This is a genomic window from Microbacterium meiriae, assembly GCF_040685015.1.
GTDB lineage: Bacteria > Actinomycetota > Actinomycetes > Actinomycetales > Microbacteriaceae > Microbacterium > Microbacterium meiriae.
Window position 1 is genome coordinate 675729 of the sequence record NZ_JBFBHD010000001.1, and the last position, 15381, is coordinate 691109.

The 15381-nt window shown below is 69.9% G+C and carries 14 protein-coding genes; all 14 read right to left on the bottom strand.

All coding sequences use genetic code 11. From position 1 onward, the window contains the following. Nucleotides 1-5: 5 nt before the first annotated feature. The gene (gene eccCa / locus AB0N68_RS03475) at nt 6-3983 is read right to left on the bottom strand and encodes a type VII secretion protein EccCa (RefSeq protein ID WP_187663172.1); all 3978 of its coding nucleotides are present in this window, start codon (nt 3981-3983) and stop codon (nt 6-8) included. Continuing rightward, nucleotides 3980-5218, bottom strand: coding sequence for an FHA domain-containing protein (locus AB0N68_RS03480; protein WP_280571588.1), 1239 nt, complete (start codon nt 5216-5218; stop codon nt 3980-3982). Before AB0N68_RS03480 ends, eccCa begins: the two co-directional genes overlap by 4 nt. Continuing rightward, complete coding sequence (locus AB0N68_RS03485) at nt 5215-6579, bottom strand: hypothetical protein (RefSeq protein ID WP_292795868.1); 1365 nt, start codon at nt 6577-6579, stop codon at nt 5215-5217. Before AB0N68_RS03485 ends, AB0N68_RS03480 begins: the two co-directional genes overlap by 4 nt. A 64-nt stretch (nt 6580-6643) precedes the next feature. After that, entirely contained in the window at nt 6644-7102 is a 459-nt protein-coding gene (locus AB0N68_RS03490; protein WP_232089166.1) for a hypothetical protein, read from the bottom strand. Next, complete coding sequence (locus tag AB0N68_RS03495; protein ID WP_280568898.1) at nt 7099-8670, bottom strand: alpha/beta hydrolase; 1572 nt, start codon at nt 8668-8670, stop codon at nt 7099-7101. The genes AB0N68_RS03490 and AB0N68_RS03495 overlap by 4 nt, the downstream gene beginning before the upstream one ends. Then, nucleotides 8667-9005 (bottom strand): hypothetical protein, encoded by a 339-nt coding sequence (locus tag AB0N68_RS03500; RefSeq protein WP_363332122.1) that lies wholly within the window; start codon nt 9003-9005, stop codon nt 8667-8669. The genes AB0N68_RS03495 and AB0N68_RS03500 overlap by 4 nt, the downstream gene beginning before the upstream one ends. Before the next feature lie 23 nt (nt 9006-9028). Continuing rightward, complete coding sequence (locus AB0N68_RS03505) at nt 9029-9319, bottom strand: WXG100 family type VII secretion target (protein WP_187663167.1); 291 nt, start codon at nt 9317-9319, stop codon at nt 9029-9031. Further along, a complete protein-coding gene (locus AB0N68_RS03510) occupies nt 9319-9684 on the bottom strand; it encodes a YbaB/EbfC family nucleoid-associated protein (protein WP_187663166.1) in 366 nt (121 codons plus the stop codon). The genes AB0N68_RS03505 and AB0N68_RS03510 overlap by 1 nt, the downstream gene beginning before the upstream one ends. 87 nt (nt 9685-9771) lie before the next feature. Next, nucleotides 9772-11424: a S8 family peptidase gene (locus AB0N68_RS03515; RefSeq protein WP_313366658.1), complete on the bottom strand. Its 1653-nt coding sequence runs from the start codon at nt 11422-11424 to the stop codon at nt 9772-9774. Nucleotides 11425-11460: 36 nt separating this feature from the next. After that, entirely contained in the window at nt 11461-12855 is a 1395-nt protein-coding gene (locus AB0N68_RS03520) for a hypothetical protein (protein WP_280568908.1), read from the bottom strand. Then, nucleotides 12845-14182: a S8 family peptidase gene (locus AB0N68_RS03525; RefSeq protein WP_280568910.1), complete on the bottom strand. Its 1338-nt coding sequence runs from the start codon at nt 14180-14182 to the stop codon at nt 12845-12847. The genes AB0N68_RS03520 and AB0N68_RS03525 overlap by 11 nt, the downstream gene beginning before the upstream one ends. Beyond that, nucleotides 14182-14589, bottom strand: coding sequence for a hypothetical protein (locus AB0N68_RS03530; RefSeq protein WP_280568913.1), 408 nt, complete (start codon nt 14587-14589; stop codon nt 14182-14184). Before AB0N68_RS03530 ends, AB0N68_RS03525 begins: the two co-directional genes overlap by 1 nt. 124 nt (nt 14590-14713) lie before the next feature. Then, on the bottom strand, nt 14714-14995 hold the full coding sequence (locus AB0N68_RS03535; RefSeq protein ID WP_136052373.1) for a WXG100 family type VII secretion target: 282 nt from the start codon (nt 14993-14995) through the stop codon (nt 14714-14716). A gap of 41 nt (nt 14996-15036) precedes the next feature. Beyond that, the gene (locus AB0N68_RS03540) at nt 15037-15351 is read right to left on the bottom strand and encodes a WXG100 family type VII secretion target (protein ID WP_187663161.1); all 315 of its coding nucleotides are present in this window, start codon (nt 15349-15351) and stop codon (nt 15037-15039) included. Nucleotides 15352-15381 lie beyond the last annotated feature (30 nt).

Genomic DNA, 15381 nt, shown 5'->3' on the forward strand with positions numbered 1-15381 from the left:
GGTTGTCACTCGTAGCTCGGCGGCACCCACAGCAGCTGCGCGGAGACGAGGCCCCGATCGCGGCTGACGATCTGCGCACGGCCGGGAATCGCGGGAACCGCCTTCACCTTGCCGATGAGCTGGCCCTCCTCGGGGCTGCCGGAGAGCAGGATGCCGGTCGCACCCAGGTCGGTCATGCGCTGGATGATGGGATCGTACGCGGCGCGGCTCGCCCCGCCGGTGCGGCGGGTGAGGATCACGTGAAGGCCGAGATCGGCCGCCTGCGCGAGCAGCGGTGCGAGCACCGCGACCGGGTTGCCCTGCGAGGTCGCCACGAGGTCGTAGTCGTCGATGAGGACGAACCCTTCCGCGCCCTTCCACCACGATCGGCTGCGGAGCTGGTCGGGCGTGACGTCGGGTCCCGGGATGCGGCTGCGGAAGAACTGGGCGAGCTCGTTCATCCCGCCCTCCGTCATCTCGTGCGACGTGAGGTAGGCGCCGAGGTACTCCTGCGGGATCTCGCCCAGGAGGGCACGACGGTAGTCGACGACGAAGATCTTCGCCTCGGTCGGCCCGTACAGGCGCGTGATCTCGTGCACGACGCCGCGGAGCATCGACGACTTGCCGGAGTCCGCGTCGCCGTACAGGTACAGCAGCGGCTCGGCGACCGGATCGATCGAGAACGGGGCGAGGTTCGCCTCATCGATGCCCAGCAGGAGTTCGCGGGGCTCCGTGCCGTCCGGCGACTGCGCGGCCGCCACGGCGCGCAGATCGGCATGGCTGATGCGCGAGGGCAGCAGCCGCAGCTTGGGCCCTGCCGGTCCGTGCCACGCCGCCGCGACCCGTGCCACGAGGTCGTCGATCCCGTCGGCGAGGCTCGACGCGTCGTCCACCCCGTCGACGCGGGGCAGCGCCGTGAGCATCTGCAGGCCGCGGTCGTTGAGGCCGCGGCCGGGGATGGCCGTGACGTTCTCCGCCGCCTTGCGGTTGACCTCGGAGTCGGTCGGGTCGCCCAGGCGCAGCTCGATGCGGGTGCCGATGAGGTCCTTGATGTTCGCCCGGATCTCCATCCAACGCGCCGCCGTGATCACGACGTGGACGCCGTAGGTGAGACCCCGCGCGGCGATCGCCTGGATCTGCGGCTCCAGCATCTCGAACTCGGCGCGCAGCGTGCCCCAGCCGTCGACGATGAGGAAGATGTCGCCATAGCCGTCGTCGGTGAGACCCTGCGCACGGCGCTGGCGGTACGCGTCGATCGAGTCGATGCCGTTCTGCCGGAAGTACACCTCGCGGGCGTTCAGCAGGCTGGTGACCTCGGCGACCGTACGGCGGACCACGTCCGGCTCGGAGCGGGTCGCGACGCCGCTGATGTGCGTGAAGTCCTGCAGGCCGGTGAAGCTGCCGCCGCCGAAGTCGATGACGAAGAACTGCACCTCCTGGGGCGTGTGGGTGAGCGCCAGCGCGGCGACCGTCGTCCGCGCGAGCGTGCTCTTGCCGCTCAGCGGCGCGCCGACGATCGCCATGTGGCCGGCCGCGCCGCCGAGGGAGACCGCGAGGTTCTCGCGGCGCTGCTCCAGCGGCACGTCGACGATGCCGAGCGGGACCGTGAGCGCCCCCGCACCCCGCCAGCGCGGGGAGACGAGCCCGAGCGACGGGTCCTCGACGAGGTCGCCGAAGAGCTGGTCGAGGGTGGCCGGCGTCACCAGCGGCGGCAGCCACACCTGGTGGGCCGCGGGGCCGCGTCCCTTCATGGACTCGACCGCGATCTCGAAAGTGTTGCGCTTCTCCTCCGGTTCGGCGTCGACCATGACCTCCGGCTCGTCCACGGGTGCCTCCGCCCGCCACACCGGCGCGGCGGTGAACAGCTCGACCGCCGTCGAGCCGGTGCTCTGGCCGGAGCCGCCGGACGACGCCCTCCGGCGACGACGCGGCGGCGGGCCCGATACGTACGCGGCACGGAACTGCGTCATCGTCTCGGTGTCGGACTTCAGGATGCCGGCGCCCGGCTGGGTGGGCAGGTGATAGGCGTCCGGCACGCCGAGGACCGTGCGGGACTCGGCCGCCGAGAACGTCCGAAGACCGATGCGGTACGAGAGGTGCGTGTCGAGGCCGCGCAGCTTTCCCTCCTCGAGCCGCTGGGAGGACAGCAGCAGGTGGACCTGCAGCGAGCGGCCGAGGCGGCCGATGTTGACGAACGTGTCGACGAACTCCGGCTTCGCCGACAGGAGCTCGGAGAACTCGTCGGCGACGATGAGCAGGGCAGGCAGCGGCGCCAGATCGGTGCGTCCGCCGCGACGCGCCTTCTCGTAGTCGGCCACGTTGGCGAACGGGCCGGTGGCGCGCAGCAGCTCCTGTCGGCGCACCATCTCGCCCTGGAGCGCGTCCTGCATGCGGTCGACGAGGGAGATCTCCTCACCGAGGTTCGTGATGATCGCCGAGACGTGCGGCATGTCGGCCATGCCGGCGAACGTCGCCCCACCCTTGAAGTCGACGAGCACGAAGTTGAGCTGCTCCGGCGAATGGGTCATCGCGAGGGCCAGCACCAGCGTGCGGAGCACCTCCGACTTCCCGGAGCCGGTGGCGCCGATGATGAGGCCGTGCGGGCCCATACCCTGCTGCGCCGATTCCTTGATGTCGAGGATGAGCGGGCTGCCGTCCTCGGTCTGGCCGATCGGCACGCGGAGGCGGTCGCGCTCCAGGCGCGGTGCCCACGCGGCGTCGAGGTCGAGGTCGCGCACGTCGGGCAGGCCGAGGAGCTCGACGAGCTCGGCCTGGCCGGTCGCGCTCTTCTTGCTGGCGATCGCGGTGCCGCCCGAGTACAGGGCGATGAGCCGACGGGCGGTCGCCTCCGCCTCGACGATGGTGATCGCATCGGCCTCGAACGGCCGTGCGGGCACCTGCAGGCTGACGAGCTCGGCGCGTGTGCTGGCACCGCCGGTCTCGAAAGCGATGCGCAGGGCGTTGGGGTCGTCGAGGTCGCCCCAGCGGGCGGGGAGGTCGATCACGGTCACGCCCTGCACGCCGTCGCCGGTGACGAGGGCGTCGTTGAACGATGTCGTGGCGCCGTCCGTGACGATGACGATGTGCGGCGTCTTCGGTCCGGAGCCGTCGCGGGCGAAGCGCGAGCGCTCCCGCACCTCGGGCGGCAGCATGTCCTCGAGCTCGGACAGCTGCGAGCCGATCATGCGGGCGGCGCCGAGGCCGTCCCGCACGGTGCGCGAATGCGTGTGCGGCAGCCACTTCGCCCACTCCCACTGCGGGAGCACGCCGGTATCCGCGGCGATGACGATCTGCAGCACGTCGGGGTCGTGCATGGTGGCCGCATGCAGCAGCATGGCTCTCGCCAGCGCGCGGGTCTCGTCCTCGTCGCCGGTGATCTCGATGCGGGCGTAGTCGCGGAGGGTGACGCCGAGCGGGAGGTTCTTCTGGACCTCGTGCGTCAGCATGAAGCGGTGCGCGGCCGAGGCGGCGACGGGGTCGAGCTGCGCCAGTGGCGGGAGCTCCGGGGCTTCGAGCGTGACGCACAGCGGCTGATCGGTGACGCCCACGCGGACCGACAGGAAGTCGGGGTCGTTGACGCCGCGCTCCCAGACGCGGGTGCGCTCCTCCGCGAGGTACGGCAGGGTCGACGGGGCGGGCAGGTGCCAGTTCGCGGAGCGGCGCTGCTGTCGGGCGGCGACGCGGACGGTCTGCCGCAACTCGGTCAGGTACGCCAGATACTCGCGGCGGGCACCGAGCGTGGCCGCCTGCCGTTGGGAGCGCTGCCGCCAGCCGTTGACGGCGACGAAGCCGAGCGAGGACAGCAGGAACATGCCGCCGGTGAGCAGACCCGTGACGGACTGGTTCGACATGGTGACCATGACGATCGCGCCGACGCTGCCGAGCATGGGCAGCAGCGACCCGAGGATCCCGATGCCGCCGTCGTTCGGCTGCAGCTCCGGCGGGGCCTGGACCGGGAGCCTCCCGGAGGGGACACGGGGCGGGGCGAGACGGGGTCCTGTCATGCTCTCTCTCCGGCGCTGCTGTCGGTGCCCAGCAGAAGGCTGATGGTGAAGCTGCGGTTGCCCATGCGGACACGGTCGGCGTCGTCGAGGAGCACGCGCTCGCCCGCGACCAGCTCGGTCGTCTGGCCGTCGTCGCTGCGGACGTCGGAGCCGTTCGTGGAACCGAAGTCGGTGACCCAGGTGCGGCCGCGGGAGTGCTCGATGCGCAGATGGGTCTTCGAGACCGACGCGTCGGGGTCGGTGACGACGATGAGGCGGTCGTCGTGGGCGCTGGCGACGGGGCCGCGCCCGAGGTTCGCGGCCACGGGGAGGGCGAGCTGCACGCGCTGACCCGTGTCGAAGATGAGCAGCAGCGCCCCGGTCTCGGGGGCAGGGGCCGGGGCCTCGGCACCCGCCTGCGACCCGGGCGCCGGGGCGACGGTGAAGAGCGGCCGATCCGATCCGGGTGCCGCCGGTTCCGGGGTCTCGGTGCGGCGGGAGGCCGCGCGGGCGTCGGTGGGCTGGGAGTCCTCGTCCACGACAGACGGCGACGCCACCAGCGGCACGACCTGCGGCGGAGCGAGCGGAGCGGCCTCCACCGCGGCGGGAGCCGGCGGAGCCTCGACGGCCTTGGGGGGCACGGCGACCACGACGGTGCCGGCGACGCGGTCGGCCCAGGACTGCCGTCTGCCGCCGCGATCCCACGTGCTGGAGGCGACGACCACCCAGCTGCCGACAGCCACGAGGAAGCCGGCACCGGTGATGATGCCGCGGACGAACTGGCGCCCGATCCCCGGGGACCACGGCCGGTCGGCGCGGGCGCTGCGCAGGCGCAGCACGGCGTTGCCGAGGGTGAGGCCGGTCCGCGCCTCCAGCACCCAGAGGAACAGGGCGAGCTCGAAGACGGTGAGGCCCGCGAGCAGCACGCTCTGGGTCAGCACGAGGACGACGGCGGACGCGAGGAACACGGCGGCCGCGTCGAGCGTGAAGGCCGCGATCCGCTGGATGGTGCCCGCGGGCGCTCCACGGAAGGCGGGGCCGAGTCCCTCGGCCGGCCGAGGGACGGTGCGTCGCGACGAGGCGATCGGCGTGGGCGGCGCGGGCGTCTGGCGGAGCGGCGTGCCGTCGACGCCCGGCGGCGCCGCGATCAGGGCGGGCGGCAGCGCGGGGATCTCCCCTGGACGGTCTCCGCCGGGCGCCATCGGCGGGATCGGACCCCCGCTCGGCCAGGACTGTGATGGGCCGTTCCCGCTCATCCGGCCATCATTCCACGAACCAGGGAGAGCGCATTCGCGTAGAGCAGGGCTGACGGTAGGGCGAGCGCGACGGCGAGCCACTCGAACGCGTCTCCGACCCGCGACCACACCAGCGACTTCGCGCCCTTGGACACCGGGATGACGACGGCCACCGCCGCCAACCCGACGAGGAACAGCAGGGCCGCTCCGAGCAGGTGGAAGCCGCTCCCGAGGGCCGCCGCGACCTGGATGCCGGCGACGAGGCAGACCACGGCGGCCGCGGCACGGGGGAACCACCGGAGGAGGCGCGAGGTGGTGTGCCGCGGCGTGAGCAGCAGGGCGAGCGCGAGGCAGCAGAGGAGAGCGATCCCGCCGGATACCACGAACGCGTCATCGGGCCAGGGCCGCAGGAACGCGACCGGAGCCATCGCTGCGGCCACGATGCTCAGCACGGCGGTGCCCGCGATGAGGCGCGCGGAGGAATCGTCGACCACGGCGGTGATGCGCTCCGGACGCAGCAGCCCGACCGACTCGGGGATGGCTCCGCGCACGGTCCACCGGCTGGTCATGAAGTGCTTGTAGTCGATGAAGTAGCCTTCGGGCAGGTTGACGAGGCTGCTCGGGAGGGCACGCAGGCCCAGCGGAACGAGGCCGAGCGAGACGGCGGCGGCCTCCGCCTCCCCCCACCGCAGGAGCAGTGCCAGGCCCCAGACGGCGGCGAGGCCCACGAGCAGCACCGTCGCCGTCCCGACCGCGGCGCGCATCGGGCGAGCCCTAGCCGTGACGGCGATGATCGCGGTGGTGACACCCGCCGCGAGGAACCCGGTGGCGGTCGACAGGTGCGACGCGTCCTCCAGCCCGGCCGGGATGAGGAGAACGCCGGCCGCGAACGACAGCAGCACCGGCGCGAGCACCCCGAGGATGCCGCGCACTCCCGCCGCGGAGTCTCGTCGCGCCCACGCGACAGCGCCACCGATCGCACCGGCCGCGACGAGGAGGGCGACGAGAAGCCGGATCAGCGGATCGACGGCGCCCTGGGCGAAGACCGCGACGAGCAGCATCCCGCTCACGGCCAGCAGCCACCACCGTGCGCCGTGGTCGGCGCGCGTCTGGCCCGTCGCCTTCTCCGCCGGGCGCGCCTGCGGAGCCAGAGCCGTGCGGTCGATCAACGCATAGAGGCCACCGTCGACGAGGTCTTCGCACTCGGTGTCGCCGGGGATCTCGTATCCCCCGGGGCCGATCGTGACGAACCGGTCCGCGTCGGGGATCCCGCTCAGGATGAGGGCGTCCTCCAGCGTCTCGTCGAGCGGCAGGGAGAGGTCGATGCGACGATCTTCGCTCTGGAGGACGATCCGACGCCGCTCTACGATCTCGACTGACACACCTGCACCCTATCCACTGCGCGAGGCTCTCGCCGCGCGGCGCCGCCGCAGGCACTTCGGGGGATCACGATGCCCCCGCTCCGACGGCGTCGATGATCTCGCGTGCGCCGTCGGTCGTGAGCGTGACGTGCCCATACACAGACGTGTCGACGACTCCCGGGACCAGCCGCTCCATCATCGATTCGAGGTCGATGGCCGCACCGTCGACGTCACGGACCGCAAGCTCGATGTCATCGGTCGGCAGATCGTTCTCATCGATGATGATCTGAAGAACCGACGCGAGGTCCGACTCGGTGAACTCCGCATCATCGAGATAGACGCCGACCGACAGCTCGAAGGAGAGACCGCTCGTCGCCTTCTCTGCAAACGCCTCGGTGACTCCGACATCGGAGGCCAACAGCGCCGCGGGGATCTCCTCGACCTCGTCGTCCGCCAGATCGCCAGCTACGAGCGAGCAACCGGTAAGGGAAGAGACCGCCCCTGCGAGAAGCGCGGCGGCAGCAAGAGCGCGATGACGCCTCAATGCTCCACCCCCGAATACACCTGGTGGTCGATGACCTGCCCCCCGAGTCCGGCGAGATCCCAGGGGTCTTCGCGATCGTTCTCAGACCGATAGTGTCGTTCCCACGCGGCGACGGATTCCGCGTACGCATCATTGTCGTGCGCGCCGAAAAGGTGCTTTCCTGGCGGGTCGGGGAGCGTGATCTGATGCATGTTAGGCGGCAGAACCGTGATCGGCGTGTGCGGGACGTCGATGGGGGCCAGCCCGGGTAGTCCGGGCACCGCCACCGCGCTTCCATCGGTCATCGGCACGACGTCCGATGCGTGTTGGAACGCATAGACGGGGACGTGCGGCGGCACCGCGAAGTTGTCGACGGGTGAACCGTTCGTCACCACCGCGAGCGGCTTGTAAGGGAAGGTCGGGTCGGCAGCGAGGTTGGCCGCCATGATGCCTCCCTGGCTGAAACCGGTCAGGACGACATCAGCGCCGGCGGGAATCCCCGCTTCCTTCATCGCCTGCAGGACCGCGCGCTCATACTGTCCACGGAAGACCGGGTTGTCCATCATGAGAGCCAGGTTGCTGTCGCGGTCGTTCATCGCACCGTGCGGCCCGTCGAACTCCCACGGCTGCGTCGAGGGCAGCGACACCACCCAGTGGGTCGAACCGTCCGCCGCCCGCACCTGCTTGATGTCGATGACCGTCGCGTCCTGACCGCCCATGGCGTCCGTCGTCGTGTTCACCGCGACGAGATCCGAGAGGGAGCGCAGGTTGGTGACTTCGTGCGCCTCGATCCACGCGAGGAGCGCCCTCCCGCTCAGGTCATCCGGGTCGATCTCCCGCACGTTCACATCCGTGTCGAGGAAGTCGTCCAGCACATTGCCGCCGAGCACTCCGAGCGGGCCGCCGAACAGCCCCCCGAGCACGGGCATCATGTCGGCGATCACTCCGCGGAGCCGCTGCAGCGCGTCGCCGACCAGCGGGACGAGCTTGTACAGCAGCTCCGCGAGTGAGACGACGGCGCTGATGAGGTTCTTCACGAGCGCGCCACCGACCGTGACGAACTCCGCGGCGGAGTTCGCGAACCGCTCGAGGTCCTTGAGCTTCGACAGCGGGTTCACCGACCATCCGAAGAGGTCCTCGGCGAATCGGCTGAGACGGCCGAGGAAGTCGCAGATCAGCACGCGGGTGGACTCGATGATGTGCGAGACCGCACGCACGGCGCTCGCAGTCGCGCCCGTCCACTGCACGCCGTCCTCGCTCACGGAGAGCACATCGGAGAAGCGCTCGCGCAACGCCCTGACCGTGCGGCCGTCCAGGTCGACCAGCCGACGATCAGCGTCGCTGAGCATCGCGTGCGTCCTCCCGAGCGCGCGCTCCGCGTCCTCCCAGCGCGCCGCGAAGGCGCCGACGGTGCCCGGGTCGCCGAGCAGATCGTCGAACCACTCGCGGAGGGGCTGGATGTACTGGATCAGCAGACCGGCGATGCCGGGGATGCTCGCACAATCGGCCTGCGCCGACGTGTAGCCCGCAGCGCCCGCTGCCCAGGACCCGGATCGCACCTGGCCGCTGATCGCGGCGACCGCGGTCACAGGGCCTGTCCTTCGATCGCGCGGAACGTCGTCACGGCGGTCTCCTCCACCTCGCGGAACTGTCCGACAGTGGCTGCGAGAGCCGCAGACGTCAGTGCCGAGAGCGCGCTCGCCGTCGCGAGCGTCGACCGGGATGCCTCTGCGAGTGCCGACACCGCCGGGCCGAGCAGGGGGGTGCACAGGGCCCCGAACGCCTCTCCGCCCACGCCGCCGGCCGCGTTCGCCGCGGCGCCGCGCAGGATGTCCGCGGCATCCGAGAGCGCCCGCACATGAGCCTGCAGCAGATCCGCGTCGACGACGATCTGCTGGTTCGCCGCTCCCGTGGTCATTTCCATCCTCCCGACATCGTCATGTTCAGTTACCCCCCGAGTGCGCGCTGGCCGGCCAGGTCCGTCTCGGAGTACGACGTCGCGAGATCGTCCAGGGTGGTCGCGATGGCCTCGACGAGGGCGCTGCGCTCCCGCATCGACAGGTCGAAGCGCCCGTGCGCGGAGTCGAACGCGGACTGGGCCTCCCCCGACCACGAATCCCGCAGCACGCCGGCGATCCCGACGAGCTGCTCCAGGGCCGCGTCGATGTTCGCGGACGCATCGCCGATGGAGCGCGCAGCCGCGGCCAGGCGGGACGGGTTGACCTCGATCGTCGCCATCAGCGGTACCCGAGGGTGTCGTCGCCCGGAGCCGGAAACGCGACCTGGACGTCCCGCCGGACAGCGTCGACCAGCCCGGAATCCGCACCGAGCGTCTGCGCCAGGGACTCGACCACGGCGTCGGCCGCCGCGCGCTGAGCCGCAGCGATCGTGTCGGTGATCGTCGCGCCGAGCGCGATCGCATCGTCGACGGCGCTCGACAGCCGTACCTCGGCGATCGCCCCGGTCGGCTGCGCCACCACCGTGACCCGACCGTCCGACGACGTGACCGTCGCCGTGGTCTGCGTCGCCTCGGCAGACACCCGCGCCGCTTCTTCCGCGAGCACACGCGAACGCGCGATCTGCGCATCGATCTTCGCGTTCAACGCCTCCATAGACGCGAGAACGTCATTTCCCTCCGGCATCTTCTTCCCCCTCCGTTCGGTCACAACGAGTCGAGTGACCGATTGCGCTCACTGCTCATGCTTTCCCCCTTGCGCGGCGGTCTGTCGTCGTGACGAGCTGGTCAGCACCACGGCGAGGACCACCCCGCCGATGACGAGCATGGCGAGCACCGCCCCACCGCCGATCAGCAGCGGCGCGAGATCTGTCCCGGCGGTACCCGAGCCGGATCCCGCCTCACTCGTCGGCTGCGGAGAAGCGCTCGCGGCGAGCAGTGCGGCTTCCTCGTCCACGTTGGCCTGCTGGGGAACAGCGTTCTCATCGTCGGCGTCCCAGAGCGGGTTCACATCCGGGTACTTCGTCGGATCGACAGCCAGCATGCCGGAGAGCGATATCGCCCCGTACCCGCCGCTGTTGTTCCACTTCGGTTCGTGCTCGCCCTTCGTCCCGGTGTTGTGGATCATGCTCTGGATGAGCTGATTGGACGTCGCCTCCGGGTACTTCTGCTTCACGACCGCCAGGAAGCCGGCCGCGATCGGCGTCGCCAATGAGGTCCCCGAACGCAGTTGCTGCGCGTCCCACGAGTCCGCGGTGCCCTGCGCGATGATCTCCAGCCCCGGAGACGCCACCTTCACGTCCTCACTCAGATTCGGCGAGGGCTCGGCGAGCACCGGATCGTACGTCGAGTACTGGATCTTGCCATCGGGGCCGAACGCCTGCACGGCGACGACACCGTTGTAGCTCGAAGGCCAGTCACCGACCCCGCCCACATTCGGCAGCGAACCCAACACCACGACTCCGGCCGCATGAGCCTTCGCCACCGAATCCGCGGCGTCGACCAGCCCGCCCAGCGAAACCGAGATGATATCCGCACCGTCGTCCACCGCCGCCGAGATCGCCTTTGCCAGGCCGGAGGGGCGGCGCATTCCTTCATCGCTCAGATCGTCATTGATCAGCTCGCCGTTCTCCTGCAGGCAGGTGGACTCGACGTCGTTCCCCTCCGGCGCGCTGGTGGTGATCATCGAGTTGTAATAGAGCACCGTCGCGCCCGGCGCCACACCCTTGATGGGGGTGCCGCCGACCGCCTCTCCCGTGCCCAGGATCATCGAGGCGACGTTCGTGCCGTGATTCGCCGCGACATAGTCCGAGGAGATCGCGTCATACCGCTTTCCCGACTCGTCGAAACAGAACGACTCCTCCCGCACCTGGAGGTCAGCGCCCCGCAGACCGGGAGCATCCGGATTCACCTGGGTGTCGATCACGGCGATCGTCACTCCGGAACCGTCGAGGCCGGCGTCCTGTGCGGCCTGCACCTCGCCCCGGTTGAAGTACCACAGCCCGCCCTCGGACTCATCCGATGCCGCCGCCTCACCGGAGGCCCGAGGCTCGGTATGCGGCTGGGGGACAGGGCCGTCGCAGGCGATCGATCCGGTCAGCTTCGCGGGGTACCGCTGGGCATCATCGGCCGTGACACTCACATCGTCACCGGGTTTCGAGATCGCAAGCCCGTGCGCACTGGTCGAGTCGCAGGTGATCTGGTCCGGCTGCAACGTCAGAGTCTGCTCTCCGCCGCCGGTCACGGAGGTCACCGTGAGCACCGTCGCGCCGCTCGACGCGCAGCCCGCAAGCGAAAGCGCGGTCAACGCCGTAGCAAGGGACGCTGCCGCCGCCCGCCGCATCCCGGACACGGCGCGCCGACGGGTCAGCTCACTGCGTCCACTCATCCCCATACTCGCCAGTCCGAACCACAGCGGCGTCATTCAGTTGGCAGGCTCGTCGCGGGATCCGGCGCGAGCACCCTTGGCGCGGGGGCCGGCTTCCTCTTCGTCCTCCAGCTTCGGCGCGATAGGACCACCGAGGCCCGAACGCTTCGCCTTCTCCTCCTCGTCGGCGCCACCGGCGCCGCCCATCATGCCCATGCCCGGACGGCCACCGGCTCCTGCCGCGCCGGAGGACCCGGTGCCCGAGGCACCCGCCCCGCCGACGCCGCCGGCACCGGCCATACCGCCGGGGCCTCCTGCTCCACCGACGCCGCCGAGACCACCGACGGCGGAGTTACCGAGCAGACCGCCACCGGCCTTGAGCCCAGCGCCTGCGCCCGGCCCCAAGCCGGCACCGCCGAGTCCGCCCATGCTGCCGAAGCCGGCGATCTTCGAGCTCGCCGCAATCGCCGCCGCACCGGCGCCACCGCCCACGATGCCGCCGAGGCCGCCACCACCCGCACCACCGCCCGGGACATATCCCCCGGGGCCGGTCGGGTATCCGCCACCCGTTCCGCCGCTGCCCGCGCCGCCAGGGCCACCGGGAAGCACGCCTCCGCCGGGAGAGTCGATCGACGGGTCCTTTCCGCCGGGAAGCCCGGGACCTTCGCCCCCCGGTACCACCGGGTCCCACCCGATCCCGGGTCCCCCCGGATTCGTCGGGGGCGTGGGGAAGCCGGGGTGCGCAGGAGAGGTCGGAACGGGCGGCTGATACGTGCCGACCCCGCCGCTGGGCGCCGGGGTACCGCCGACACCGGGAGCAGAGCCGGAGGGCACGCCGCCGATTCCCGGGGATCCGATCCTCGGGGCATCGATCTCAGGGCCACCCGTGGGTCCGTCGTCGATCTTCTCGCTGTTCGAGGAGTCGATCCGGACCTGATTGAGTTCCGCGGATGCCGCGCTCAGTTTCCTCGTCGGCTCCAGCAGCGCCTTCTCGACCTTCTCGACGATGGCCCGTGCCGCCTCCTCGCGCTGGTTCCCGAGGAAGTCCCCGATCACGTCCAAGGCCTTGTCGGCGGCGAGCGGTCCCAGCACGGGGTGGACCACGAAGGAAGCACCCTTCGCTGCGTTGGCCCAGAACGGATCGACTGCGGCCGAGGGAAGTTCCGCTGAGGCCGCCGTGCGCCGTGCTTCGTTGCCCTCGCCGACGGCCGAATCGATCACGGTCACGATGTTCCGGATTCGGGTGAACTTGTCTCGGATCTCGTCGACAGCGGCCGTAGCAGCTTCCGCCGAGCTCCCCGTCCAGTACTCCGACTTTCGGGCGTTCGCGAGCGCACCGTCCAGCGACTCCAGCGCGTGGATCAGCGCCGACGTCTTCGGGATGATTGAATCCGACAGGGCTCGAATGCGATTCAGTTCCGCCTCGTACCCGCCGCTCTGCTTACCGGCCATGGTTGCCCCCTTGTTCCGTTGTCTGTCGACGTGATGATCGTGTCAAGACGATCGCGAGAGTGATGCCGCCCACGACCAGCACAGCAACGATGACACCGCCGATCACCCACGGCATCGCCGACACATCCGATGGTTGCTCAGCCCCGCCGGGCGCGGAAGAGGGTCGTGGACTCGCTGTCCCATTTTCCCGATCCTGTGCCGCCTTGACCTCGTTCACCATCGCAAGTGACGGGGAGGCGTTCGGATCATCGGCATCGAAGATCGGATTCTCATCCGGGTACTTCGTTGGATCCACCGCCAGCATCCCGGCAAGAGACGCCGCGCCGTATCCCGTGCCGGAGTTCCATTTCGGCTCGTGCTCGCCCTTCGTGCCCGTGTTGTGGATGAGACTCTGAATCAGCTGCCCCGCTGTAGCTTCCGGATACTTCTGCTTCACGACCGCCAGCATCCCCGCCACGATCGGCGTCGCGTACGACGTCCCCGATCCGAGCGACTGCGCCTCCCACGAGTCCGACGCGCCCTGCAGCAACAGACCGATTCCCGGGGCGGCGGCGATGACGTCGTCACTCACGTTCGGCTTCCCGTACTGCCCGTTCTGGATCTTGCCGTCCTCACCGAACGCCTGCACGGCCACGACACCGTTCAGACTGGCCGGCGGGGAGGCGATCCCATCCTCGTTCGGCATACTGGCGACCACCACCACGTCGTTGGCGTAAGCCTCCGCGATGCCCTTCGATGCGTCCATGCCACCGGAGGAGATGGAGATGATGTCCGCCCCGTCAGCCACTGCGTCCGAGACGGCATGGTCCAGCCCTGTCCGGTTGTCCGCCGCCAACTTGCTGCCACCCTCCTGCAGACACTCAGCATCCTCGCCCTCGTCGTCGAGGACACCGTCGACCACCGGCGCAGTGTAGAACAGCATCTCCACCCCGGGCGCGACGCCCTTCACCGGGGCGCCGCCAGTGGGTGCCTCCCCCGTTCCCACGATCATCGATGCGACGTTCGTCGCATGACGGGAGGCCACATAATCTGTCGCGACCGACGGATACGGCGTCCCAGACGCATCCAGACAGTACGACGGCTCCCGGACCGTCACGTCCGCCCCGCGGAGACCGACCGCATCCGGATTGATCTGACTGTCGATCACGGCCACCTTGACACCGGAACCATCGAAGCCCGCATCGTGAGCTTCCTGGATCCGGCCACGATCGAACCACCACAGACCGGACTCTGCGGTGTCCGCAACCGCAGCCGCCGGCACGAGGGCCGCGAACGCCAGGCCGGTGAGACCGACGATCGCGGCAACCCCACGAAACGCACGCTGCATCAGAAGTCGGCGTCCTCGGGCTCGGTGGACTTGTCGGCGGCATCCGCCTTCACGCCATCGCTCAGACCACCCCCGACCGGAGTCATCGACTCGGTCTGCTCGACAGCCGAGTCCAGCAGAGAAACGATCAGTTTCGTCTCATCTGCCAGGGCGGCGTCCTGCTCCGCGAGCTGGAGGACCGCCGCACGGATGGTGTCGTGCGTATTCTGCAGCTTCTCGATGGCACGCTCTGTCGCATCGCCCATTTCGCGCGCGGCATTGGCGACAGCCTGATGGAACTCGCGAGTCGTGCTCGACGCCTCGCCTTCGACGACAGCCACCTCTGCAGGACTCGGAAACTCCTGCAGTTCGCGCAGAAGCCGCTTCAGCTCGGCGAACACTCCATCGAAGTCGACTGCGATGCTCATCGACGCCCCCTCTTCTTTCCTCCGGCGATCCCGTCACGCCTGCTGTACCGTCCGGTGGGTCACCGAAAAGCACAGCAGACGGCGCGGGCCCGACGCATCTCTGCGCCAGACCCGCGCCTCGGGTTCACGCGCCGAAGCGCCCCGCAGCCGACTTGTCGGTCTGCACGTACTGACCCGAGATCTCCTCGGTCTTCCCGGCGATCTGCGTGAGCAGCTGCTGCATCTCGCTCAGCGAGCGGTTCCACTTGGCCTGCGCCTGGTCGTAGGCCTGCTGCGCGGCACCATCCCACGCCGCACGCAGCTTGCCGACCTCGGACTCGAGGCGGTCCAGCTCGGAACGAATACCCTGCGACCCGCTGCGGATCTGCGCCGCGAGAGCGTTGACCTGCTCCGGGCGAACGGACATCGACTGCATCATGTTCTCCTTGAAATCTCTGCGGTCTGCGCTCAGGCGCCCATCATCGAGCCGAGGCCCGAGATGGTCTGCTGGTGAGCTTCTTCGGTCGCGGCCTGGTCGCGCTCGGTGCCGGCGAGGGCATCCTCGAGCGTCACGAGGACCTCGTTGAGCTGACGAGCCTGCTCGTCCCACCGCGACATCAGCGTGGTGAACGATGCGGCAGCCGCACCCGTCCAGAACCCGCGCAGCTGCTCGATCTCACCGCGGACCTTCTTGGTCTGCTGATCGATCCCGGACTTCGTCTCCCGCACGGCCTGGGCTCCGCGACGCAGAGCCCCCTCTTCTGCGGAGATGACATCAGCCATTACTCACTCCCTCCGGTCCCCATGAGGACA

Bases quoted from the DNA above. Each gene is read 5' to 3' on its own strand.
- eccCa (WP_187663172.1), bottom strand. From the start codon at position 3,983: ATGACAGGACCCCGTCTCGCCCCGCCCCGTGTCCCCTCCGGGAGGCTC.
- AB0N68_RS03480 (WP_280571588.1), bottom strand. From the start codon at position 5,218: ATGAGCGGGAACGGCCCATCACAGTCCTGGCCGAGCGGGGGTCCGATC.
- AB0N68_RS03500 (WP_363332122.1), bottom strand. From the start codon at position 9,005: ATGGAAATGACCACGGGAGCGGCGAACCAGCAGATCGTCGTCGACGCG.
- AB0N68_RS03505 (WP_187663167.1), bottom strand. From the start codon at position 9,319: ATGGCGACGATCGAGGTCAACCCGTCCCGCCTGGCCGCGGCTGCGCGC.
- AB0N68_RS03515 (WP_313366658.1), bottom strand. From the start codon at position 11,424: ATGAGTGGACGCAGTGAGCTGACCCGTCGGCGCGCCGTGTCCGGGATG.
- AB0N68_RS03520 (WP_280568908.1), bottom strand. From the start codon at position 12,855: ATGGCCGGTAAGCAGAGCGGCGGGTACGAGGCGGAACTGAATCGCATT.
- AB0N68_RS03525 (WP_280568910.1), bottom strand. From the start codon at position 14,182: ATGCAGCGTGCGTTTCGTGGGGTTGCCGCGATCGTCGGTCTCACCGGC.
- AB0N68_RS03530 (WP_280568913.1), bottom strand. From the start codon at position 14,589: ATGAGCATCGCAGTCGACTTCGATGGAGTGTTCGCCGAGCTGAAGCGG.
- AB0N68_RS03535 (WP_136052373.1), bottom strand. From the start codon at position 14,995: ATGTCCGTTCGCCCGGAGCAGGTCAACGCTCTCGCGGCGCAGATCCGC.
- AB0N68_RS03540 (WP_187663161.1), bottom strand. From the start codon at position 15,351: ATGGCTGATGTCATCTCCGCAGAAGAGGGGGCTCTGCGTCGCGGAGCC.